The sequence below is a fragment of the Phormidium sp. FACHB-592 genome, assembly GCF_014695795.1.
Taxonomy (GTDB): domain Bacteria; phylum Cyanobacteriota; class Cyanobacteriia; order Leptolyngbyales; family Leptolyngbyaceae; genus Stenomitos.
The window spans coordinates 181,524-205,310 of record NZ_JACJOZ010000030.1 but is presented as its reverse complement, the minus strand read 5'-3'; the positions used below and the strand labels follow the sequence as shown (position 1 = coordinate 205,310).

Below are 23,787 nucleotides of genomic sequence, written 5' to 3'. Positions count from 1 at the left end.
TAATCAGCATCTATCCTAGGAGAGACTGCCTAAAGCAGAGTACTGACATCATAATAAGTATTTAGAGTGACCCTAACGTTATTCTGGGGTAGATCTCTGGCTCTATCATTCGGTAGAGTTTGCATTGCCACCTGTTAAGAGTCATCGCACCTTCTAGAAGAATTAAGCCATGTCAACTGCACAAGCACCAGTGAGCACAGACAATCTTGACCCCAAGCAGCTTTTGAGCGTTCTGGCAGAGGTTAAGAAGGGCAACTTCTCGGTACGAATGTCGATCGACCAAACAGGCATGGCTGGCAAAATTGCCGATACGCTCAACGACATCATTGAGATGAATGAGCGGTTAAGCAACGAATTAGAGCACGTTAGTAACGTCGTTGGTAAAGAAGGCAAGATCAGTGAACGTGCCTCTTTAGGCAACGCGAAAGGCTCCTGGAAAGCCTGCGTAAACTCAGTCAACACGTTGGTTACAGATCTTGTGCAGCCCACAGCAGAGACCGCACGAGTAATTCGAGCGGTGGCAAATGGTGACCTCTCGCAAACGATCGCCACCGAAATTGAAGGCAGACCTCTGCAAGGAGAATTCCTTCAAACGGCTCGCATTGTCAACACAATGGTGGATCAGCTTAACTCCTTCGCTTCTGAGGTCACGCGGGTGGCACGGGAAGTGGGTACCGAAGGCAAACTTGGCGTACAGGCAGAAGTCAAAGGCGTCGCAGGCACCTGGAAAGACCTGACCGACAGCGTGAACCTGATGGCAGGCAACCTGACCGCACAGGTACGAAACATTGCGGAAGTAACCACTGCGGTGGCGAATGGCGACCTCTCCAAAAAAATCACCGTGGATGTCAAAGGTGAAATTCTCGAGCTGAAAGACACGATCAACGTGATGGTGGATCAGCTCAACTCCTTTGCCTCAGAAGTAACCAGGGTCGCGCGAGAAGTGGGCGCTGACGGCAAACTGGGTGGTCAGGCAGAAGTCCGGGGTGTAGCGGGCACCTGGAAAGACCTGACGGACTCTGTAAACTTCATGGCAGGTAGTTTGACGGCGCAGGTGCGAAACATTGCGGAAGTGACGACCGCTGTGGCAAACGGCGACCTGTCCAAAAAAATTACGGTGGATGTCAAAGGCGAAATCCTGGAGCTGAAAAACACGATCAACACGATGGTGGATCAGCTCAACTCCTTCGCCTCAGAAGTAACCAGGGTCGCACGGGAAGTGGGTTCCGAAGGGAAACTGGGTGTGCAGGCACAAGTTCAGGGTGTAGCAGGCACGTGGAAAGACCTGACCGATAACGTGAACTCAATGGCAGGCAATCTGACGGGACAGGTACGAAATATTGCCGAAGTGGCAACGGCGATCGCCAATGGTGACCTCTCCAAGAAAATCACGGTGGATGTCAAAGGCGAAATCCTGGAGCTAAAAAACACCATCAACATCATGGTGGATCAGCTTAACTCCTTCGCTTCTGAAGTGACGCGGGTCGCGCGGGAAGTGGGTTCCGAAGGCAAACTAGGTGGGCAAGCAGACGTAAAAGGCGTAGCAGGCACCTGGAAAGACCTGACCGACTCCGTAAACTTCATGGCAGGCAGCTTGACTGCACAGGTACGGAACATTGCGGAAGTAACCACTGCGGTGGCGAATGGCGACCTGTCCAAAAAAATCACCGTGGATGTGAAAGGCGAAATCCTGGAGCTAAAAGACACGATCAACGTCATGGTGGATCAGCTCAACTCCTTCGCCTCTGAGGTGACGCGGGTGGCACGGGAAGTGGGTTCCGAAGGCAAACTGGGTGTGCAGGCAGACGTAAAAGGCGTAGCAGGCACCTGGAAAGACTTGACTGATAGCGTGAACTCGATGGCAGGCAACCTGACCGCACAGGTACGGAATATTGCCGAAGTAACGACCGCTGTGGCAAATGGCGACCTGTCCAAGAAAATTACGGTGCAGGTGAAAGGCGAAATTCTCGAGCTAAAAGACACCATCAACGTCATGGTGGATCAACTCAGTTCCTTTGCCTCAGAAGTAACCAGGGTCGCACGCGAAGTAGGCACGGAAGGCAAACTCGGCGTACAGGCAGAAGTCCGGGGCGTAGCAGGCACCTGGAAAGACCTGACCGACAGTGTGAACTCGATGGCAGGCAACCTAACCGCACAGGTACGAAACATTGCCGAAGTAACGACCGCTGTGGCAAACGGTGACCTGTCCAAGAAAATTACGGTGCAGGTGAAAGGCGAAATTCTCGAGCTAAAAGACACCATCAATGTCATGGTGGATCAACTCAGTTCCTTTGCTTCTGAAGTAACTAGGGTCGCACGCGAAGTGGGTTCCGAAGGACGGCTGGGTGTGCAAGCCGATGTGCGTGGTGTAGCGGGTACATGGAAAGACCTGACAGACTCAGTAAATTTTATGGCGGGTAGCTTAACCGCACAAGTGCGGAACATTGCTGCTGTAACGACCGCTGTGGCAAACGGTGACCTGTCCAAGAAAATTACCGTAGATGTGAAAGGCGAAATTCTCGAGCTAAAAAACACCGTCAATACAATGGTGGATCAGCTCAACTCTTTCGCCTCTGAAGTCACGCGGGTAGCACGCGAAGTGGGCACCGAAGGAAAACTCGGTGTGCAGGCAGAGGTGCGTGGTGTGGCAGGCACCTGGAAAGACCTGACCGACTCAGTGAACTTCATGGCAGGCTCACTCACAGCGCAAGTACGAAACATTGCCGAAGTGACGACTGCTGTGGCGAATGGCGATCTGTCGAAGAAAATTACCGTGGATGTGAAGGGCGAAATCCTGGAGCTAAAAAACACGATTAACACAATGGTGGATCAGCTCAGTTCCTTTGCCTCTGAAGTAACACGGATGGCACGCGAAGTGGGCACCGAAGGAAAACTCGGTGTACAGGCGTATGTGCGTGGTGTAGCGGGCACCTGGAAGGATTTGACCGATAACGTGAACTCAATGGCTGGCAACCTGACCGCACAGGTGCGGAACATTGCCGAAGTAACGAAAGCTGTTGCTAATGGTGATCTCTCCAAGAAAATCACGGTGGATGTAAAGGGCGAAATTCTCGACCTGAAAGACACTATCAATGTCATGGTGGATCAGCTTAATTCCTTCGCCTCTGAGGTAACGCGGGTCGCACGCGAAGTGGGCACGGAAGGGATTCTGGGTGGACAAGCAGAGGTGCGCGGTGTGGCAGGCACCTGGAAAGATCTGACCGACTCCGTGAACTTTATGGCAGGCAATCTGACCGCGCAGGTACGAGGCATCGCGAAAGTGGTGACGGCAGTAGCTAACGGGGACCTGAAGCGGAAGCTCATGCTGGAAGCGAAGGGTGAGATCGAAACCCTTGCCGACACGATCAACGAGATGATTGATACGCTGGCAACCTTTGCCGATCAGGTGACAACCGTAGCGCGTGAGGTGGGTATTGAAGGGAAGCTAGGCGGTCAAGCGAAAGTGCCGGGTGCATCGGGAACGTGGCGTGACCTGACGGATAACGTGAACGAGTTGGCAGCGAATCTCACGACCCAAGTGCGCGAAATCGCAGAAGTGGCAACGGCAGTAACGAAGGGCGACCTGACACGATCGATTTCTGTGGCAGCAGAAGGCGAGGTTGCAATCCTGAAAGACAACATCAACCAGATGATTGCCAACCTGCGCGAAACCACTCAGAAGAACACTGAACAAGACTGGCTCAAAACCAACTTGGCAAAGTTCACACGTATGCTACAGGGGCAGCGCGATCTAGAAGCGGTTTCTAAGCTCATCCTCTCAGAATTGGCTCCGCTGGTTTCGGCGCAGCATGGGGTCTTTTACCTGATGGAAAGCAGCGAGTTGCATCCTCCCTACCTAAAACTGCTCAGCACTTATGCTTACCGCGAACGCAAACACCTGGCAAATCAGTTCCACTTAGGCGAAGGTTTGGTCGGTCAGTGCGCGCTGGAAAAGGAACGGATTTTGATTACTGAAGTGCCCAGTGACTACATCAAAATTAGTTCCGGTTTGGGCGAAGCAACTCCACTAAATGCCGTTGTGTTACCCGTACTGTTTGAGGGGCAAGTCACAGCAGTGGTCGAATTAGCGTCCTTCCGTCGCTTCAGTGAAATTCACCTCACGTTCTTTGATCAACTAACTGAAAGTATTGCGATCGTCCTTAACACGATCGCCGCCAGTATGCGGACAGAAGAGCTGCTGAAGCAATCGCAATCCCTGGCAGAAGAGCTGCAAATGCAACAGAAGGAGCTGACTGAAACCAACCAGCGACTAGAGCAACAGGCACAATCCCTCACTGCCTCTGAAGAACTGCTCAAGAACCAGCAAGACCAGCTTCAACAGACCAACGAAGAGTTGGAAGAAAAAGCCGAGCTACTGGCAATGCAAAATCAAGAAGTGGAGCGCAAAAACCGAGAGATTGAACAAGCTCGACAGTCCTTAGAGGAAAAAGCCACACAATTGGCGATGACCTCCAAGTACAAGTCTGAGTTTCTGGCGAATATGTCCCATGAGCTACGCACACCGCTTAACAGCCTGCTGATCCTGGCACAGCTACTGGGTGACAACAGTGAAGGTAATTTGACTGCTAAACAAGTTGAATACGCCCGCACGATTCATGCCTCTGGTGGCGATTTACTCACGCTCATTAACGATATTCTCGACTTGGCGAAAATTGAGTCAGGCACGATGTCGGTAGACATTGACCAGACCCTCTTTACCGACCTTCGTAACCATATGGAGCGCACCTTCCGCCAAATCGCGCAAACGAAGCGGTTAGACTTCCACATTCACCTCAATGAACACCTGCCACGTTTGATGTATACCGATTCAAAGCGCCTTCAGCAGGTGTTGAAGAATCTACTTGCGAATGCGTTCAAATTTACAGAGCAAGGGGAAGTCAGTTTACAGATTAGCGTTGCTACCCACGGTTGGAGCCGCGACCAAAAACAACTGAATCAGGCAGAGACAGTAATTGCCTTTGCGGTTTGCGATACTGGGGTGGGCATACCAGCTGCCAAGCAACGGGTCATTTTTGAGGCATTTCAGCAAGCGGATGGCACCACCTCCCGTAAATACGGGGGCACTGGCTTGGGGCTGTCGATTAGCCGGGAGATTGCTCAACTCTTGGGTGGTGAAATTAAACTTCAAAGTGAAGCCGGTCAAGGCAGCACCTTTACGCTTTATTTGCCGCTGTCTTACACCTCAACAGACGCTCACAGCGGCGACCTGCTTGACGATCGCCATCCAACACAGGGAGGAACATTTAAGGCACAGACTACTGGTTTACTTTCGCCGTCAAGGCAGACAGCGCAGCGACTTACAAACAGCGAACGGCGCACAAGCCTGCAAGAAGAGGAAGCCATCGTTGCGTCACTACTGAGTGAACCAGCCATTGATGACGATCGCGATACGATTCAGCCCGACGATCAGGTACTCCTCATCATCGAAGATGACCTTGCCTTTGCCCAGATCCTTCTGGATATGGCACGACAACAAGGCTTTAAAGGGCTAGTAGCCGCTCGTAGTGATGTGGGCTTAGCAATGGCGCAAGAATTAAAACCAGCCGCCATTATGCTGGATGTCCGGCTACCATTTATGACGGGTTGGGCAGTCTTAGATCGACTCAAGCATAATCCTGCTACGCGACATATTCCGGTACATATGATGTCGGTTGAGGAGGGTCAGAAGCGCAGCCTACAGCTTGGTGCGATCGCCTTCATCCAAAAGCCTGCTAGCAGCGAAGCGCTCTCGAAAGCACTCAACGATATTAAGGGCTTTATTGAACGTCCGGTCAAGCATCTACTGATTGTTGAGGACGACGAAACACAACGCCACAGCATTGTAGAGCTGATTGGCAATAGCGACGTGAGAAGCACGGCTGTCGGCACGGGTGCAGAAGCCCTGGAAGCACTCAAAACGGGTCATTTTGACTGCCTGGTATTGGATCTGGGTCTACCTGATATTGCTGGCTTTGCACTGATTGAACAGATTAAGCAAGAACCTGGTCTTCAGCGTCTACCCATCATCGTCTACACGGGCAAAGAACTGACTGCTCAAGAAGAAACCGAACTGCGGCGCATCTCCGACACAATTATTGTGAAAGATGTGCGATCGCCCGAACGACTGCTAGACGAAACCGCGCTGTTCTTGCATCGAGTGCATGAAAATCTACCCGCGCCTCAGCGTTTGATGCTGGAGCAATTACAGCAGGTTGATCCCGCATTGGTGGGCAAGACTGTGCTCATTGTTGACGACGATGTACGCAATATCTTTGCGCTAACCAGTATGCTGGAACGGTATCAGATCCGAACGACCTATGCCGAAAATGGACGAGACGGCATTACACTGCTGCAAAACACCCCTGACCTCGACCTTGTGTTAATGGATGTCATGATGCCAGACATGGATGGCTACGAAACAATGCGTGCCATTCGTCAGCTAGAGCAGTTTCGCACCTTGCCTATCATTGCCTTGACCGCCAAAGCGATGAAGGGCGATCGCGAAAAATGCATCGAAGCCGGTGCATCTGATTACATTACAAAACCAGTCGATATGGAACAGTTACTGTCGTTACTACGGGTTTGGCTATACGAATAGTAATGTCGTTGTACTTTCATCCCTCTTTGTGACTAAGGGTTCTGCTTAAATAGAGTTAGCTTTTTTATGTAAGGGCGGCAATCCGTATCCCTACAGATTGTGAGGTTTACAGAGTATTTAAGGCTCGGTCTTTAGTCCTTAGAGGGAGAGCAGGTAGGAATCAGAGTTACCCCCTCGGTGTAAAGAACATTCCTACTTCTGCTGACCCAGACGTACTGGGAAATCTAACGATATAGAAGTTCTGGAGGGTTAATAGGTGGCTGTTGTACAAACGTTTTATCCCAAAAGAATTTTGAGTTCTTCAACGACGGGCAATCTGCTTGAAGACATCACCCGTACGCTTGAAGATGGCATCACCAACATTCTGATTGACTTTCAGCACGTCATGTTTATGGACAGCACTGGTCTGTCAGCAATGGTGCTACTGCTAAAGCAAGTAAACGAGGCAAATGGTCGTCTGGGGCTTTGCCGACTCAACGGGCAGGCATATATGGTGCTTGAGCATAGCGGGATGGATCAGGTGTTTGACATTTACGACACACCAGAAGCGTTCGATCGTGCTCTGGATAGCAGCAATACAGGCGAACCGTCCGCAAAGTAGACCATAATGGCAGTATGCCACGTAAGCAAAAGTTTCCGCACCTACTGCAATCCAAGTGGACCGCGCACCAAGCCGTTGACGGCTGGCGGCACTTTCAGGTTGCTAATCGCAAAAATCAAGGACAGTGGGTGTTCGCCGAAATGGTGGCTGCCTGCGATCCAACAGTACGCTTCTGGGTCAATGCACGGCTCTTGAAGGATCAAGCGCTCTGGCAGGCTGGCTGGCAGTCGCTCCAAGAGCAAGAGTCGTGGGATCAAGCACTCCAAGCAGCTAAGCAAAGCAACGCTTAGTAGAACGAGCGGCGATCGGGCACCGCCGTACGAGCAAACTTATAGGGCGATCGCCCGTTCAAAAGGGAATATCATCAAAATCTGGTGCTGCCGTCGTCGGTTCAGGTTGTGTCTGAAATTTGCCTGTTTTAGCTTTAGCGGTAGGTGTCGCTGGGGCTGGTTTTGCCGATGGTGCTGCACCACTTGGTTTAGCAGCTTGATTGCTGGCAGGTGCGGGTGTAGACGCAGTAGAGGTTTCCAGAGCGGTATCGGCTCCAAGGCTATGAATCCGCTGGGCAGTGAGTTCGGCGCGCTTTTCTTTGAAGCCTTCGGGTCGATCGATCGTATTCATCCTCAAACTTCCTTCAATGACCACGCGATCGCCCTGATGGAAGCGCTCTTGAATCTCCTGAGCCAGGTTGCCCCAACCGACCACTTTGAGCCGCGAAGGTGGGTCTTCAGTACGTAGGCCAGGAAACTCCACAAACATTTCGGCGATCGGAGTTTGAGTATCGGATGTGTACCGCAGCTCAGGAGCCTGGACAATTTCTGCCATCAAGATGCAGCTATTCATGGAGCATTAACTAAAAACTAATACTCTATTCTAATACTGGCTTTCCGCTTTCGCGGCTTCCGCGTCCTGGTGCTGGTTGACAAATTCTTGCACACGGAGACGATATTCGCGCAGCGTTTCATCCACCCAGCCGCGATCGTTGCTATTGGCATAGATATTAACCAGCGGTTCGCCAGCATCGGGCAGAATGAGCACCCAGCTATTGTGCTGATGATTAAAGATTTTCACGCCATCTACCAGTTCTAAACTATCAATAGGATGGGTCTCAACCAAATGCCGCATCAAGGCACCTTTCGCCGTCCAAGGGCAGCGAACCATGCAGGTTTTGTGGCAAACACGAGGGAGTTCAGCACGGATTTGACCGAGCGATCGCTCCTGAATGGTCAGCATTTCAATCAGCTTAGCAATGCAAAACATGGCATCAAAACCGGGATGCAACTGCGGAAAGATGAAGCCCATATCGCCACTGCCACCCAAAATTACGTTGGGGCTAGCGTGGCATGCTTCCATCAGCGCGGTTGGATTTGCCTTTGTGCGAATCACCCTGCCGTCATGTCGATGGGCAATTTGTTCGACAGCGCTAGAAGCATTGACTGGGACGACGATCGTACCTCTTGGATGATGTACCAGCAGCATATCTGCCATGAGTGCTGTTAACACTTCGCCTCGAATGGCGCTACCCGCTTCATCAACCAGAATCAGTTGTTCGCCATTAGCAGAAACCTGCACACCAAAAGTGGCTTTCAACGCTTCCACTACATGACCCAGTTGACTCAGCAAGACTTCACGATCAGAGGGGTTGGGCGCGGTGTGGCTAAGGCTAGCATTAAGCACGACAGCATCGCAACCAAATTTAGCTAGTAGCTGTGGCAGCACGGCACCCGAAACTGCGTAAGCGTAGTCGATAACCACCTTTGAACTGCTGTGGCGAATTGCTTCAACATTCAGATGTTTTTCAAAGCAGGTGCCGTAAATATCTACGACTTGATTGGCATAAACAACATTGCCAATTTCCTGAATTTGGGCGCGGCGGAAATCCTCTTTGAAATAAGCACCTTCGATCTTCTTTTCACGGGCTTTTGAAATATTGATGCCGTTGTAGTCGAAGAACTCAATCAAAATGTGGTCGGGACGATCGGGATGCATTCGCACATGGATGCCACCCGCGATCGACAGTGTGGGGACGATCGTACGCGCTAGTGGAATGGCAGTGGCTTCCAGGTTTTGCACATTCACGCCAACGGACATCAGCCCAGCAATGAGCGATCGCGACACCATCCGTGAAATGCTGCGCTGATCCCGCGAGACAGCAACTTGAGCATCAGGTTTAAGCGTGGAACCATACGCCGCACCCAACTTCACCGCAAACTCTGGCGTGATGTCGACATTCGCTAAGCCTGATACACCACGTTGCCCAAAAAGATTGCGATAAGCAGCGTGTCCCCAGATCAAGTTGATATTTAGCGTGGCACCCGATTCAACTCGTTTGCTGGGCCACACCCGTACACCCGGACTGACCTGCGCTTCTTCGCCGATCGTCGATAAAGGACCTACGACTGCACCTTCCAGCACATGGGCACGACGATCAACCCGTGTACCGCGTGCGATCACACACGCTCGCAGATGGGCTTCTTCACCAATAATCGCGCCATTGAGAATAATGGGACGCTTGAGGTCGGCATCGGCACCGATCGTCACGTTATCGCCAATGACGGTGCCCGCTTCAAGCTGCACTCGCGCACCAATGCGGCAATTACTGCCAATCATTACAGGCGTTGAAATTTTGGCAGTGGGGTCGAGGAAAGTATTCTGACCCACCCATAAACCGGGCGATCGCTCCTCGTAAGCAATGTCCAGCTTCACTTTTCGCTCTAAGCCGTCGTACTGAGCATCGCGGTAAGTATCCAAATGACCGACATCACACCAGTAGCCTTCGGCAACATAGCCGTACATTGGCTCCCGTTTCTCTAACAGCAACGGAAATAGATCTTTGGAAAAATCGGCTTCCTGATTTTCAGACAAATAATCCAGTACTTCTGGCTCAAGAATGTATGTACCTGTATTCACAGTGTCCGAAAATACTTCACTGGTTGAAGGTTTTTCGAGAAAGCGGAGGATGCGATCGTCCCGGTCAGTAATCACCACGCCAAATTCGATCGGGTTTGCCACGCGAGTTAAAATCAGCGTTGCTTTCGACTGGCGCTGCTTGTGAAACCGAATAGCAGCGCTCAGGTCAAAATCAGTAATGCTATCGCCACTGACGACCAGAAAGGTGCGATCGAGCAACTCGGCAATATTCTTCACGCAGCCCGCTGTGCCGAGCGGCTGATCCTCTTCTACGGCATAGGTCATTTGCACGCCAAAATCACTACCATCCTGAAAGTAGTCGCGCATGACATCGGGCAGATAGTGCAGCGTTGCAATAATCTCGGTAATGCGGTGACGCTTCAGCAGGTTGACAATATGCTCTGCGATCGGGCGATTTAATACTGGCACCATCGGCTTGGGCAAATCACACGTCAACGGTCGCAATCGCGTGCCCGATCCACCCGCCATCAAAACTGCTCGCATACGATCGCCATCCTGTTGATTCCAAGCTGTTAAAGAAAGGCACAACCGCTCCCCTCTAGTGTCGTATGTTTGCAGCGATTTAGACATCCTTACCTGGGGTCGAGAGCGTATCGGGAGCAATCATCCCAGCAAAAGGGGTCGTGCGATCGTCGCTACAGATAGGATAGAACTAGGGAGAATATGTCTCGCAGCTATCGGAAGTGATGCCTGCCACTCTAAAGTCATTCTTTGATCGGTCAAGGCTACTCCACTTTAGAGCTGAGGTCTGTTCGCTATTTCACACTTGCGCTGTTTACCGCATCGTGGAACGCTGTTTTTGACGATCGCATCTATCCGGAGTGATCGATGCGATCGGTGTAGCTTCAACTGCAAGGTTTGTCAGTCAACTGTTGTAAGTTAATTGAGGATCGAGACATGGGAATCATTGGTTTTCTGGCACTAATCGGCTATAGCATTGGCATCTGGAAATTCTGGACGGGCTTCAGACGCACCAATTTCAGCAGTGGTCGCGTTTATCTAGCGCTGCTGTGGCCCGTCCTCATTTTTAATAAGCCTTACCGTCAGAACTTTACCCGAGCGCTGACCGGACGTTGATGGAAGCGCTAGCGCTTAGCCGTTTGATAAAGTGCGACTGGTAGCTGCTAGCTGCTAGCTCAATAAATACCGTTGCTAGAGGAATCGATCTGGGCATGGCAAAAAAACAAGCGTCTGACTCCCAAGGAGCATTTTCTAGCAACAGCTACTTCAGCGAATTAAGTACCCCGCAGGACTGGCAGACCCAGATGGTTGCTGTCACAACCCGCTTTAACCGCGAATATCGGGGCGAAGCGTTTGAACTGCCAGAAGAAGTGGAAGCCATGCCGATCTTTCGAGAGCGAGCATCCGGTTCGCTTCAGGCAAAGCTGACTTCGCCCTTCTGGGAACTTGCCAAACCTAAGAAAAATCAGCAATGCCTGGATTTAGGTTGCGGGGTAAGCTTTTTGATTTACCCGTGGCGCGAGTGGGAGGCGCTCTTTTATGGGCAGGAAATCAGCAACGTCGCGCGCGATATTTTGAACGCTCGTGGACCGCAGCTCAACTCGAAGCTGTTTAAAGGCGTGGCGTTAGGTGCGGCGCACCAGTTAGACTACGAAGCCAAGCAGTTTGATCTCGCGATCGCCACAGGCGTTAGCTGTTACTATCCCCTCGATTACTGGGCAGCGGTACTAACAGAAGTCAAGCGCGTGTTAAAACCAGGCGGCGTGTTTGTCTTTGATGCCCTCGATCCAGAAACACCCCTGGCTGAGAACTGGGCGATTCTAGAAATGTACCTGGGCACCGAAGTTTTTTTAGAGCCGATCGCCAGTTGGCAGAAAACCGTTCATGCAGCGGGCGGCAAAATCGTGAAGACGCTCCCTGGAGAACTTTTCCAGCTTTTCAAAGTGCAGTTTTAAGAACGTGCAGTTTTAGGTATGAGTCTTTTCAAGCGCGAGCGCTAAAATTGCCTAGGTCTACCTTATAAGGGGCTTGTACAGTATGAAAGGTTCAGGTTCAATCCTGAATCGTCTTCGCTGACTGACCAAACAACAAGTCTCTTGCCTGGGTTGGATCGATCGTCTGGTTTTTGAATGCGTCTGCTTTTGCATAGGCACGCACCGTAGCAGGACGCGCCTGAATGGCTTCAAACCACCGCTTCAGGTGAGGAAAGTCTGTGAGGTTTTGCCCTTGTTTCTCGTAGGGCACAATCCAGGGATAAGAGGCAATATCGGCGATCGAATAGTCGCCTGCTAGAAACTCACGATCACTGAGACGCTGATTCATCACGGCATACAACCGCCCTGTCTCGTTAACATAGCGTGCGATCGCATACGGTATTTTCTCTGGCGCATATTGACTGAAGTGATGGTTCTGCCCAGCCATCGGTCCCAAACCCCCCATTTGCCAGAACAACCACTGCAACACCTCAACACGTCCATGCAAATCGGTAGGAATGAGCCTGCCCGTTTTCTCTGCCAGGTATAACAGGATTGCACCCGACTCAAAGACCGAAAGAGGCGCATCACCTGTAGCTGGATCGTTGTCCACAATGGCAGGAATGCGGTTATTGGGCGCAAGCTTAAGAAATTCAGGTTTAAACTGATCGCCTTTACCAATATTGATCGGGATCACATTGTAAGGTAAGCCAACTTCCTCTAGAAAAAGAGTAATTTTATGACCGTTTGGCGTTGTCCAGTAATAAAGATCAATCATATTTTTGGTAGGGAGTAGACAGAGGGTATAGGGAAGAAGTAACCGGATGGCATAGAGCTAAAGATGCTTTTGGGGTGGAGGGGTAGAAGCCCCTGCCTGCAAGCCACGCCCCTAAACTCTCTCTTACAATTTATTATGACTATCTAATAATCAAGCAGGTGGAACAAGTAAGATATTAAGCACTGTGGGGTAAGTGAAACCGTTCTGTCATGACAGAAACAGGTTGAAACAGGTTGAGCATTCTAGGTTCATTTTAATGCAGTAGCGCCTGTGCGAGTTCAGCCAGAATTTGGGGCACGCTTAACCTAATTGCAGAGAATCAGCTTTAGCTAAGACTGCTAATCTCTGGGTAGTGAGGCAGGCGGTGCAGAAAGCTATTTGGGTATCGCCTACCCCCCACCTTCCATTGCATTGTCTGAATATATTCTGACTATGTAATGGTGAAACGTAAGGAATGGTATCAAGCGGTGTCGTACCTGATAGGTCTTCCTGCTACCATGCAACAAACTTGTGCATCGTGCTCAATCTGAGTGGAGAAACCCCTATGGCGCTTGAACGGGACTGGGAGGCAGGACAGGACCAAGAACGCTGCCTAGCAAAGTTGCAGTGGGCAATTCAGCAGCTAGAAGGGAAGGCTGATCCCGCGCAGTTGAGCAAAACTGCCGAACTTGTGATTCAGACCATGACGGGTCCGTGGCGGTTTTTTCATACGCCTGAGCATATCTTTGAAGTGGGCGAGTCGGGCGACGCAATCGAAGTGCTGGCAGCGTTGTTTCATGATCTGGTGTACGTCCAGGTCGATCAAGGCGTAAGCGTCAACATCAGCGGCTATATTTCTGCGTTCGTCAAGGAAATTACAGGGCAACTGGTCATTCGCGATCGTACAGAACTGCCTAACGACATCATGTTCGAGATGGTATCGCAGCTTTTTGGTTTTGTGCCAGAGCAAGTGTTGTTGCCTACGGCTGGGCAAAATGAATTTCTCAGCGCTGTGATTGCCGCCAAGTTTTTGGAGCACGCGCTTCCAGCGGCACAGATTGCTCAGGTAGTGGCTTGTATTGAGGCGACTATCCCGTTTCGTAAGCATTCGGCTTCAGGGTTAAGCCCAAGTGATAGCCTCTACGAGCGATTGCACCATGTTAACCAGGTCATGAGCTTTGGCTGGAACGATGAGCAGTTGAGCAGTGTGGTGCAGCGATCGGTACGATTGGCAAACCGCGATGTAGAAAATTTTGCCTATCCTTCTGCGGCTGACTTTCTTGACAACACCTGGAACCTACTGCCTGAAACCAATCACGATCTAAAGAACGCGAACTCCTACACAGTGCATGGCTATCGAGTATCGCTGCAAAAGATGGAGGGCTTCATGTACTATCTGAAGCCCGAACTGGTTTTTCAGACCTTTGGGGCAGAACCGAGCGCGTTGGTCTATCAGCAGCTTATTACACGTACTCAGCGAAATCTCGATGTTGCACGGCTCTACCTGGGCAGCAAACTCTTGTCGATCGCCGTCATTGAAGCCCTCTCGCAGCGTCTTGGGCGCGATATTCCCCTGGCAACGATGATGGGAGAGTTGCCGTCGCAGGGACGATCTGTGGCGCAGTTAGAAAACTTTTTGCCTCAACTGTCGATGTCCGTTGCCCCAGCAACCGATCTGGAATGGGATGTGTTGAGTCTGGTAGAAAAAGGACGAGGGCAGGCATCGTCTTACGACATCAAAAATTCACCTGTAGCAACGTACATTATTAAGTCCATTGGGTTTGCAGAGTCGCGTCGTTTGTTAGCGCAGGCAAAGGAGTTTTTCAAAGGCACACTGACGGCAGAAGCCTTTTTAAAGGCGTGTGATCGTACCGTGGTTGAAACGATCACGAACGGCATTGTGCAAGTCTTTGAAAACCGTAAGATTGCTGTACGTGGGTTAAGCGTAGAAAGTAAGGTGTAGCGGCATTATCAAGCCAATTAGCAGGAGCCAGAACCCAACAACGTTCAAAGGAATCAGTAACTTCTTTAGTGAAAAAGTGAAGCGACAAGCCTAATTTCCTCTCTATGAAGCTCCATCGAACAACGCCGCTAGACGTAATGTTGCAGTTGATGCGCGAGGTGGCTTACCCAGTAGTTATTTGAAACTCAAACTGAAGCCGATGCTATAACTGCGTCAAGCTTGCAGGTGCTTCAGCCAACCACTTGACTTTAGGCAGCATAGAATCGAAAGAGAGATCAATTCTGACGGCAGAGATTGCAACAGGCGCAAAGAGACGATGACGACACCACCAGACCTGATCCGGCAGAGCGATTTGCTCAACCAATTGGTGCTCGATCGCAGCACAATGGAAACCCTGGGGCGAGTAGAAGTGATGTGGATGTATCCCTCTGCCCATCGCGTACTGGGCTTTGTTTGCAAAGCAGGCAGCTTCGGAACGAAAAAAACAGCCTTTAGGTTGGCTCAAATCAGCACGTTGGGTTCTAACGGCATTTTGACCCACAACCAGCCCGAAGAAACGGACGCTACCAAAGTCCGTCAGCTTGAATCACTGCTGCAATGCGAAGTCTGGAGCGATACCGGCAATAAAAGCGGCAAAATCATTGACTACCTGTTTAGCCTGAGGACGGGTGAAATTAACTGCTATTTGTTGGCATCTAGCGGTTGGGCAGGCATTGCAGGCGATCTTTACCAATTGCCACCCGCGCAAATCTTAAGCCTTGGGCGCAGGCGCGTACTGGTGACTGAAAGCGTTGCCCAAAATCTGGCAGTGTACCAGACAGGCATTAAACAAACGTTGGCAAAAGCGAAGGCAGTGCTACAAGAAGACTACGGTCAAGCAACCGAAGAATTGCGATCGCTCTCTCAACAGGCACAAACCGTTACCGAACAAGCAAAGGGACGGCTTCAATCACTGACTGGGCAGTTTAAAGAGCGAGCGCGGTCGCTCTCTCAACAGGCGCAAGCAACCATCCAAACCTTTAACGAACAACTTCAGGAAGACGCGCAGACGATCGTTGGACAGACTCGAGAAAACAGCCAACAGCTTACCGAGCGCATGAAAGAACGCACTCAGACTTTCAGCGCCCAGTTTGGAGACAGCATTCAAATTCTCACCGAACAAGTCGAAGACGGCATTCAAACGCTTACAGTGCAGGCGAAGGAAATCCTCGAGCCCACGCTAGCCGATGAGTTAGATACCCTATCGGCACCAGAAGACGCTGCAAAGCAATCCAGCGTACCCGACAGCCACCAAGCGTCCCCAGAGACTTTCTCAACGGCTCCTTCAGCAATCCCTTCTGAAGCGACTGACCTTGACGATGATGCGCCCTGGATTGATGACGAACCCTGGATTGCCGATGAATCGATCGCTCCACCCACTCCAATCAAGCCTCCCCAGCCAACAACCGAACTGCCTGCTTCTACGCAGCCTGATTCTAAAGTCGATGACCTGGACGATGATGAACCCTGGATTTAACACGTGACTAGTGCTTCCTAGGTGTGCAATAAATGTCAACAGATGAGAGTGATGGGGTCGCAAATCGGTATGCTGTAATATTGTTTGAGCGCGTAGACTCAATCCCTTAACACGCCATGTCACAGCCGACTATTGAATCCATCCTGCACGAGAATCGCCTCTTTCATCCAGCGAGTGAGTTTTCCGAGAAGGCACATATCAAGAGCTTGGAGGACTACCAGCGCCTGTACGAGAAGGCTAAAGCCGATCCTCAAGTATTCTGGGCAGACCTGGCAGAAACTGAACTGCACTGGTTTCAAAAATGGGATAAAGTGCTGGACTGGCAACCGCCGTTTGCAGAATGGTTTGTGAATGGCAAATTAAATATCTCTTACAACTGTCTCGATCGCCATCTCACTACCTGGCGACGCAATAAGGCAGCGCTGATTTGGGAAGGTGAACCAGGAGACTCGCGCACTCTTACCTACGCACAACTGCATCGAGAAGTGTGCCAGTTTGCCAATGCCTTGAAGCATCTAGGCGTGCAGAAAGGCGATCGCGTGGGCATTTATATGCCGATGATTCCCGAAGCGGCAATCGCCATGCTAGCCTGTGCGCGGATTGGTGCTGCCCATACCGTTGTGTTTGGGGGCTTCAGCGCTGAGGCATTACGCGATCGGTTGGTCGATGGCGAAGCAAAAGTCGTCGTTACAGCGGATGGCGGTTGGCGTAAAGATGCGATCGTGCCGTTAAAGGAGCAGGTTGATAAAGCGTTGGCAAATGGTAGCGTGCCCAGCGTCTCAGCCATGATCGTCGTTAAGCGTACCGGGCAAGATGTGCAAATGCAGGGCGATCGTGACTATTGGTGGCACGAACTTCAGTCCCAGGTTTCTGCCCATTGTCCTGCTGAACCAATGGATAGTGAAGATCTGCTCTTCATTCTCTATACCTCTGGCAGCACTGGCAAGCCAAAAGGCGTTGTGCATACGACTGGCGGCTACAACCTTTACACCCACATCACCACTAAGTGGATTTTTGACCTGCAAGACACCGATGTTTACTGGTGTACTGCCGATGTCGGCTGGATTACGGGGCATAGCTATATTGTCTATGGTCCCTTGTCCAACGGTGCAACAACCGTTATGTACGAGGGTGCGCCCCGTGCATCCAACCCCGGCTGCTTTTGGGATGTCATTGAAAAGCATGGTGTTAACGTCTTCTACACCGCGCCCACAGCGATTCGAGCCTTTATCAAAATGGGTGACGAGCATCCCAAAGCGCGGGATTTATCGTCTCTGCGCTTGCTTGGCACAGTCGGCGAGCCAATCAATCCAGAATCCTGGATCTGGTATCAACAAATTATTGGCGGTGGACGTTGCCCGATCGTGGATACCTGGTGGCAGACGGAAACAGGTGGCATCATGATTACAGCGCTACCGGGTGCGATCCCCACCAAACCGGGTTCAGCAACGCTACCGTTTCCCGGCATTCTGGCAGATGTGGTTGATCTGGATGGCAATTCTGTCGGTGCAAACGAGGGAGGCTATCTAGCCGTACGACATCCGTGGCCCGGTATGCTACGTACGGTCTATGGTGATCCCGATCGCTTCCGTCGTACCTATTGGGAGCATATCCCACCTAAAGATGGACAGTACACCTACTTTGCAGGCGATGGTGCCCGTCGTGATGAAGATGGTTACTTTTGGGTAATGGGTCGGGTAGACGATGTGATCAACGTGGCTGGGCATCGCCTCGGCACAATGGAAATTGAGTCGGCGCTGGTGTCCCATCCTGCCGTTGCTGAAGCCGCTGTCGTGGGTAAACCAGATGAGCTTAAAGGGCAAGAGATTGTGGCATTTGTCACGCTGGAAGGCACGTACAGTTCCAGTGATGCTTTGCTGAAGGAACTCAAGCAGCACGTCGTGCAAGAGATTGGCGCGATCGCCCGTCCTGGTGAGATTCGCTTTGCCGATGCCCTACCCAAAACTCGTTCTGGCAAAATTATGCGTCGCCTGCTGCGGGATTTGGCAAGCGGTGTCGAAATTTCAGGCGATACCTCCACATTGGAGGACCGCAGCGTACTAGAAAAACTGCGCCAAGGCTAACTCTAAGATACCGATCCCCGCTTTCCTTAACTAGTTGGGGATCGCAAGCAGCCGTTGTAGACCGAAGCAAAGCAGTACTTGATGAAGCAGTAACTCTCTTATTTTTTCACGACCTATAACGAAACCTGGATTTTTCGTGATGCTTTTTTGAGGTTGTTCGACTGCTCCAAGCTCTACATAACAGTAATGCAATCGCCCTTAAACTTCAGCAGCAAGGCATTTAGGCTTACAAAAGCTGCCTTTTTTAACAGCCTGTTTTTGCGCCTACCGTAACATGGGAGAATAGTCTTCCACCTAACACAAACGCTGATTGAGAATTATGGCTCAAATTCAATTTGCCAGAGGTATTGATGAAGACGTCGTCCCTGATATTAGTTTGACTCGCTCCCGTGACGGTAGCAACGGCAAAGCCATTTTTTACTTTCAAAGCCCTACTGCACTTAGCAGCACCAGCACTGATGCCATCACCGGGATGTATCTAGTGGACGAAGAAGGTGAACTGGTTTCACGAGAAGTAAATGCTAAATTTGTGAACGGTCAGCCTGATGCGTTAGAAGCAACTTATATTATTCGATCGCCTCAGGAATGGGATCGCTTTATGCGCTTTATGGAGCGCTATGCGAACGACCATGGGCTGGAGTTTAGTAAATCGTAGAAGCGCATTAGCGGTTGTTCTTGCACGATCGATCACTGATTAGCTTGGGGTTGTTTCTTGCACGTTTTCAACCCCTCAACAAGCTTTAAAGGAACTCTCACTATTATCGGTAAGCAATGGTAGCCACTCCTCATCCTGACTCTGCCGTTGCTATTAACTGTGCGATCATGACCGTCAGTGATACCCGCACCGTCGAAACCGATCGAAGCGGGCAGCTAATCCAACAACTGCTGCATGATGCAGGGCATCAGGTCATTGCTTACGTCATTCTCAAAGATGAGCCTGTGCAGATTCAGACCGAGCTTGAGCAACTTAGCCAACGAACAGACGTAGCAGCCGTCATTATTAACGGTGGCACCGGTATTGCGCCAAGAGACACCACCTATGACGCGATCGCCGCACTCCTGGAAAAAACATTACCTGGTTTTGGCGAACTGTTTCGCTGGCTTAGTTATCAAGACATTGGTTCGCGGGCAATGGCATCACGGGCGATCGCTGGAGTTTTTCGTGCCAAGCTCGTGTTTTCGATTCCTGGCTCTACAGGTGCTGTGACGCTTGCTATGCAGACGCTAATCTTGCCAGAGCTGAGACATTTAGTGAGCCAGATCCACACAAACAACCAGTAACAAACAATAACCGACAGTTCCAAAAAAAGTGGGGTTAACAGTCGCTGATCGGCAAGCGACTGTTAACCCCATTTCTCAACAGCCAAACTTTTAAGAGCCAGACGTTGTTACTTCTGGCTTTGAATGGCTTGCTGTGTCGTAGCTGGCGCAGGTTGCGTCAGGGCAACTTTTTGTAAGGTCGCGAGAGCACGCGCATATTGCGGATCATCTTTAGTCCCTACCAGTTTGGGATTAGAAGCCAGCTTTTGCCGCTGCTCGTCGCTCAAGTCAATCTTGACATCTGGCGTAATGCCTTTGTGGCTGATGTCGGTGCCTAGAGGCGTGTAGTAGTGCGCGATCGTCACTGCCAGACCTGATCCATCCGAGAGTGAATGAACTGACTGCACCAGCGCTTTGCCAAAGGTTTGGCTACCCACCACCGTTGCACGCCCGTTATCTTTCAGCGCACCCGTGAGAATTTCACTGGAGCTAGCTGAGTTGCCATCAACCAGAACAACAAGCGGTAGTTTGGTCAGAGCCGTGCGGTTGGTTCCAATTTCCTCATTATTGCCTCGGCGATCGACGGTACGCACGATCGATCCCTTATCCATCCACATCCGGCTAATGTCAATACTTGCCTGGAGCAGCCCACCAGGGTTACCACGCAGATCGAGTACATAGCCTTCGATCTGCTGGCTGTTCAAATCCTGAATGGCGCGTCGCATTTGGTCGGCAGCATGAGCGCTAAACTCATTCAAGCGGATGTAGCCGATGCGCTTGCCACCTTCTTGCTTGAGTGCATAGCGCACAGTCGGTAGCTCAATGCGGGCACGGGTTAGTGCAACACTCTTTTTGCTTGCGCCTTGCCGCCCAACCTCAAGCCTTACTTTCGTACCCACATCCCCACGAATCAAGTTAGAAGCATCCTCAACAGTCATGCCTTTCGTTTGCTTGCCATCGATCGCCAGGATTTGATCCCCCGCCTGAAGCCCCGCTTTGATCGCTGGAGAGTTTTCGATCGGTTCGACGACCGTCAGCACTTTCGTTTGCTCGCTGACCTCTAGCCGGATACCAACGCCCGATAGTTCCCCAGAGGTTTGACTACTCAATGCCTCATACTGCTTGGGATCCATGAAGCGAGTGTAGGGGTCGTTCAGCTTCTCCAGCGCCGATCGCAGTGCTACGTATGCTTGCTCACGCGATGTGTAGTTCTTGCCAAGCAGTGATTTACGGATCTCCTGCCAATCGGTTTGATTGAAAGTGCCATCAACGTATTCGCGGTTGACAATCTGCCACGCTTCATCAACAACCGTCTTCGGACTCTCTTGCAGCGCCGCACGTACACGGGTCAGACTAGGCACAAAAAGAGACACAGCCGCTGTGGCAGCGATAGCCCCACCACAGAGAGCAAGGTGAAACAAAGGAGCGCGCTTTGAGGGTCGGTTCATTGATGGTAAATAAATGAATTGGCTTAAAAGGTAGATAGGCGCGGTAGCAGCCGGACTGGGTTGAAGCGAGCAGTATCACCGAAAGCGCTCACTCGATCGCAGCGAGGGCATTAGGTGATTTCAACAAATTGTGAATGCAAAATATCCAGTTAGCATGACTATAGCCCAGTGCAGAGAAGACGGTTTAACAATCATCCTCAAGCACTCAACGTATGCTCATACCAACACCCTGATAGGATTTAGAGTGAAACCTTTCAGCCAATCTAACCGAATCTCAAGAGATTGGCATAGGGGGAACGCCATTAACTTTGCTAAACCTTCACTTTGAGTTTGGTAGAGTTTTGTAAAGTTTTTGAAAGTTGTGAGCCTGTACTGGGAGAAAACGGGACAACTGGATGAAAAAGAGTGCTGTGTATAGGACAGAATGGGCGAGACATGGTAGCTAAAAGCATCAAGGCAAGTGCGGCAGCGAGAGGACAATCGCGATGGTGGCAGCCCTTCGTTGGTGGCGCGATCGCGATCGCAGCCCTGGCTGGCATAGTTTTGATGCAACGATCGCAGCTAACCCGTCCGTCCGTCTGGCTCTCCAACCCGAAGCAGGCAGAGCAACAAGAAGCCGTTCGGCTACGCCTGCTAAAGCAACTCCCTACCTTTGGCTTTAATAACCTAGTTGCAGACTGGACGTTCCTCAATTTTTTGCAGTACTACGGCGACGATGCGGTTCGCGCTAACACTGGTTATGCCCTTAGTACTGAGTACTTTGATATCATTACGCACTTAGACCCGCGCTTCGTCGATGTTTATCTGTTCCTTTCAGGGACTATCTCCTATCAGTTAGGTGAACCACGAACTGCCGTGCGGTTTATGGATCGGGGTACTGCTGCCTTATCGCCCCAAATTCACCCCAGAGCCTTTCAAGTCTGGCGGTTTAAAGGGCTGGATCAACTGCTATTGCTGGGCGATGTTCCTGGTTCAATCAACTCGCACGCAATGGCAGCCAAATGGGTACAGGGCACTCCTTATCAAGAGCTTGAACCCATCTTTCAACAAACAGTAACGTTTTTGCGGCAAGACCCGAATAGCATATCAGTACGGTTTCAAGCCTGGACATCAATTTATTACCAGGCTGTTGCTGTGAACGACAAAACGACTCAAGAGCGAGCCAAGAAGGAACTTTTGGCGCTGGGTGGTCAAACACGTGTGAAAGATGGAGAGCTGATCTTTTTCTTACCCAACGCCACCCCGCCGAAACCACAACCCTAGATGGTATAGCAGTCCTAAATCAGTTGTGAGATTGAGAGGCTTTGTGAGCAAGGATCCCAGTAGAATCCTTGCTCACAATCCAGATAGGATCGCTACATAGGCTTCATGTCTTGCTGCTTGTTTGCGATCGTCCACCATTTTGCAAGTCGGCAAAAAGCTGGTAAGGTGCTGTTCATTTATAAAAAGCGGTCAGCGATCGGGCTTATAAGCTCATCGCTAAACGCTTTCATGATACGAGTGGAGGAGCCAAGTGCCATGTTGAGTTGGGAGCAAAGCCCAGGAATTGCGTTGATGCGACGCGAACGGGCATGGGTTGAAGTAAATCTCAGCGCGATTGCCCATAATGTCCAGCAAATTCGCAGGCTGCTGTCAGACCAGACAGAGCTAATGGCAGTGGTCAAAGCAGATGCCTACGGTCATGGTGCGACAACCGTTGCTCAGGCAGCGCTGCACGCTGGAGCAACCTGGCTGGGCGTTGCCACGATCCCTGAAGGGATTGAACTCCGGGAAGCCGGGATTGATGCGCCAGTGTTGGTGTTGGGCGCAAACCACACTCCAGAGCAAATTCGGGCGATCGTCCATTGGCAACTGCAACCAACCTTATGCACACCGCGTCAGGCGCTTATCTTTGCAGACGTGCTGGCACAAACTCAACAGCCGTCTCTATCAGTGCATCTCAAGCTAGATACTGGTATGTCGCGGTTGGGTACTGACTGGCAGGCAGCAGCCGAGTTTGTGCAACTGGTGCAGCGGTTGCCAAAGCTGCAAATTGACAGCGTTTACTCCCATTTGGCAACGGCAGAAGACCCAAACCGAACCATTGCCAAGCAGCAGCAACAGCGGTTTGAAGCGGCGATCGCCCAAATTAACGCTTGCGGCATTTACCCACCTCGGTTGCATCTGGCGAATTCTGGCGGCACTTTGTCAGATGCAACGTTCCACTACGACATGGTGAGAGTTGGTCTGGCAATCTACGGGCTGTATCCGGCAGACCACTTGAAAGCTGTACTTGACCTCCAGCCTGCCCTACAGGTGAGAGCAAGAGTGACGCAAGTGAAAACGATTCCACCTGGAACGGGCGTGAGCTATGGACACCGATATGTGGCAGACCAGGAACGGCAAATTGCTGTCGTGGCGATCGGCTATGCCGATGGTGTGCCGCGCAACCTGTCCAACAAAATGGAGGCGATCGTTCGGGGGCAGCGAGTACCACAAATTGGTGCGGTGACAATGGATCAACTCATGCTAGATGTGAGTGCGATCCCCGATCTGCGGGAAGGCGAAGTTGTGACGCTATTAGGGCAAGACGGCAACGAATCGATCGCAGCAAACGACTGGGCAGCCATACTTGATACCATTTCGTGGGAAATCCTCTGTGGCTTCAAGCATCGACTGCCGAGAATTGCGATCGGCAAGTGAGGCGTGAGGAGCA

Annotated in this window: 16 protein-coding genes; 12 read left to right on the top strand and 4 right to left on the bottom strand. The window is 51.1% G+C overall.

Features of this window, described 5'->3' with window-relative positions; genetic code table 11:
- Window positions 1-169: 169 nt before the first annotated feature.
- From H6F86_RS07075 to H6F86_RS07065, 3 genes are all read left to right on the top strand, one after another.
- Complete coding sequence (locus H6F86_RS07075) at window positions 170-6,598, top strand: HAMP domain-containing protein (protein ID WP_190447484.1); 6,429 nt, start codon at window positions 170-172, stop codon at window positions 6,596-6,598.
- 256 nt (window positions 6,599-6,854) lie between these two features.
- The gene (locus H6F86_RS07070) at window positions 6,855-7,199 is read left to right on the top strand and encodes an STAS domain-containing protein (RefSeq protein WP_190447481.1); all 345 of its coding nucleotides are present in this window, start codon (window positions 6,855-6,857) and stop codon (window positions 7,197-7,199) included.
- Between the two features lie 14 nt (window positions 7,200-7,213).
- On the top strand, window positions 7,214-7,489 hold the full coding sequence (locus tag H6F86_RS07065; protein ID WP_190447479.1) for a TIGR02450 family Trp-rich protein: 276 nt from the start codon (window positions 7,214-7,216) through the stop codon (window positions 7,487-7,489).
- Window positions 7,490-7,547: 58 nt separating this feature from the next.
- Here H6F86_RS07065 and H6F86_RS07060 read toward each other — a convergent pair whose 3' ends face one another.
- Window positions 7,548-8,042: a single-stranded DNA-binding protein gene (locus H6F86_RS07060; RefSeq protein WP_190447477.1), complete on the bottom strand. Its 495-nt coding sequence runs from the start codon at window positions 8,040-8,042 to the stop codon at window positions 7,548-7,550.
- A gap of 30 nt (window positions 8,043-8,072) precedes the next feature.
- A complete protein-coding gene (locus tag H6F86_RS07055) occupies window positions 8,073-10,613 on the bottom strand; it encodes a mannose-1-phosphate guanyltransferase (RefSeq protein ID WP_190447535.1) in 2,541 nt (846 codons plus the stop codon).
- Window positions 10,614-11,027: 414 nt separating this feature from the next.
- On the opposite strand from H6F86_RS07055, the gene H6F86_RS07050 reads away from it, so the two are divergent.
- Together H6F86_RS07050 and H6F86_RS07045 are read left to right on the top strand one after the other, a co-directional pair.
- Window positions 11,028-11,207, top strand: coding sequence for a hypothetical protein (locus tag H6F86_RS07050; protein ID WP_190447475.1), 180 nt, complete (start codon window positions 11,028-11,030; stop codon window positions 11,205-11,207).
- A 95-nt stretch (window positions 11,208-11,302) separates the two neighbouring features.
- The gene (locus H6F86_RS07045) at window positions 11,303-12,046 is read left to right on the top strand and encodes a class I SAM-dependent methyltransferase (protein ID WP_190447473.1); all 744 of its coding nucleotides are present in this window, start codon (window positions 11,303-11,305) and stop codon (window positions 12,044-12,046) included.
- A gap of 97 nt (window positions 12,047-12,143) precedes the next feature.
- Here the strand turns inward: H6F86_RS07045 and H6F86_RS07040 are convergent, their stop codons facing one another.
- Window positions 12,144-12,842 carry a glutathione binding-like protein gene (locus tag H6F86_RS07040; protein ID WP_190447471.1) on the bottom strand — a complete coding sequence of 233 codons (699 nt, stop codon included), beginning with the start codon at window positions 12,840-12,842 and terminating at the stop codon, window positions 12,144-12,146.
- A 544-nt stretch (window positions 12,843-13,386) separates the two neighbouring features.
- On the opposite strand from H6F86_RS07040, the gene H6F86_RS07035 reads away from it, so the two are divergent.
- The 5 genes from H6F86_RS07035 to H6F86_RS07015 all read left to right on the top strand — a co-directional run bounded on the left by H6F86_RS07035 (window position 13,387) and on the right by H6F86_RS07015 (window position 19,665).
- Window positions 13,387-14,784 (top strand): hypothetical protein, encoded by a 1,398-nt coding sequence (locus H6F86_RS07035; RefSeq protein ID WP_190447469.1) that lies wholly within the window; start codon window positions 13,387-13,389, stop codon window positions 14,782-14,784.
- A 316-nt stretch (window positions 14,785-15,100) separates the two neighbouring features.
- Entirely contained in the window at window positions 15,101-16,300 is a 1,200-nt protein-coding gene (locus H6F86_RS07030) for a PRC-barrel domain-containing protein (RefSeq protein WP_190447467.1), read from the top strand.
- Between the two features lie 116 nt (window positions 16,301-16,416).
- Entirely contained in the window at window positions 16,417-18,384 is a 1,968-nt protein-coding gene (acs, locus tag H6F86_RS07025; protein WP_190447465.1) for an acetate--CoA ligase, read from the top strand.
- A 319-nt stretch (window positions 18,385-18,703) separates the two neighbouring features.
- Window positions 18,704-19,039 (top strand): photosystem II reaction center protein Psb28, encoded by a 336-nt coding sequence (psb28, locus tag H6F86_RS07020; RefSeq protein ID WP_190447464.1) that lies wholly within the window; start codon window positions 18,704-18,706, stop codon window positions 19,037-19,039.
- Between the two features lie 116 nt (window positions 19,040-19,155).
- Complete coding sequence (locus H6F86_RS07015; protein ID WP_190447462.1) at window positions 19,156-19,665, top strand: MogA/MoaB family molybdenum cofactor biosynthesis protein; 510 nt, start codon at window positions 19,156-19,158, stop codon at window positions 19,663-19,665.
- Window positions 19,666-19,772: 107 nt separating this feature from the next.
- Here H6F86_RS07015 and ctpB read toward each other — a convergent pair whose 3' ends face one another.
- A complete protein-coding gene (ctpB, locus tag H6F86_RS07010; protein ID WP_190447460.1) occupies window positions 19,773-21,092 on the bottom strand; it encodes a carboxyl-terminal processing protease CtpB in 1,320 nt (439 codons plus the stop codon).
- Window positions 21,093-21,527: 435 nt separating this feature from the next.
- Between ctpB and H6F86_RS07005 the strand changes: the two genes are divergently transcribed.
- The gene (locus tag H6F86_RS07005; protein ID WP_206756015.1) at window positions 21,528-22,355 is read left to right on the top strand and encodes a hypothetical protein; all 828 of its coding nucleotides are present in this window, start codon (window positions 21,528-21,530) and stop codon (window positions 22,353-22,355) included.
- A 255-nt stretch (window positions 22,356-22,610) separates the two neighbouring features.
- Window positions 22,611-23,774 carry an alanine racemase gene (gene alr, locus H6F86_RS07000; protein ID WP_190447532.1) on the top strand — a complete coding sequence of 388 codons (1,164 nt, stop codon included), beginning with the start codon at window positions 22,611-22,613 and terminating at the stop codon, window positions 23,772-23,774.
- The last annotated feature ends 13 nt before the right edge of the window (window positions 23,775-23,787 follow it).

What these genes read in the sequence shown, in the direction of transcription:
- H6F86_RS07075 (WP_190447484.1), top strand. Translation starts at nt 170, where the DNA reads ATGTCAACTGCACAAGCACCAGTGAGCACAGACAATCTTGACCCCAAG.
- H6F86_RS07065 (WP_190447479.1), top strand. Translation starts at nt 7,214, where the DNA reads ATGCCACGTAAGCAAAAGTTTCCGCACCTACTGCAATCCAAGTGGACC.
- H6F86_RS07060 (WP_190447477.1), bottom strand. Translation starts at nt 8,042, where the DNA reads ATGAATAGCTGCATCTTGATGGCAGAAATTGTCCAGGCTCCTGAGCTG.
- H6F86_RS07055 (WP_190447535.1), bottom strand. Translation starts at nt 10,613, where the DNA reads ATGCGAGCAGTTTTGATGGCGGGTGGATCGGGCACGCGATTGCGACCG.
- H6F86_RS07050 (WP_190447475.1), top strand. Translation starts at nt 11,028, where the DNA reads ATGGGAATCATTGGTTTTCTGGCACTAATCGGCTATAGCATTGGCATC.
- H6F86_RS07045 (WP_190447473.1), top strand. Translation starts at nt 11,303, where the DNA reads ATGGCAAAAAAACAAGCGTCTGACTCCCAAGGAGCATTTTCTAGCAAC.
- H6F86_RS07040 (WP_190447471.1), bottom strand. Translation starts at nt 12,842, where the DNA reads ATGATTGATCTTTATTACTGGACAACGCCAAACGGTCATAAAATTACT.
- H6F86_RS07035 (WP_190447469.1), top strand. Translation starts at nt 13,387, where the DNA reads ATGGCGCTTGAACGGGACTGGGAGGCAGGACAGGACCAAGAACGCTGC.
- H6F86_RS07030 (WP_190447467.1), top strand. Translation starts at nt 15,101, where the DNA reads ATGACGACACCACCAGACCTGATCCGGCAGAGCGATTTGCTCAACCAA.
- acs (WP_190447465.1), top strand. Translation starts at nt 16,417, where the DNA reads ATGTCACAGCCGACTATTGAATCCATCCTGCACGAGAATCGCCTCTTT.
- psb28 (WP_190447464.1), top strand. Translation starts at nt 18,704, where the DNA reads ATGGCTCAAATTCAATTTGCCAGAGGTATTGATGAAGACGTCGTCCCT.
- H6F86_RS07015 (WP_190447462.1), top strand. Translation starts at nt 19,156, where the DNA reads ATGGTAGCCACTCCTCATCCTGACTCTGCCGTTGCTATTAACTGTGCG.
- ctpB (WP_190447460.1), bottom strand. Translation starts at nt 21,092, where the DNA reads ATGAACCGACCCTCAAAGCGCGCTCCTTTGTTTCACCTTGCTCTCTGT.
- H6F86_RS07005 (WP_206756015.1), top strand. Translation starts at nt 21,528, where the DNA reads ATGGTAGCTAAAAGCATCAAGGCAAGTGCGGCAGCGAGAGGACAATCG.
- alr (WP_190447532.1), top strand. Translation starts at nt 22,611, where the DNA reads ATGTTGAGTTGGGAGCAAAGCCCAGGAATTGCGTTGATGCGACGCGAA.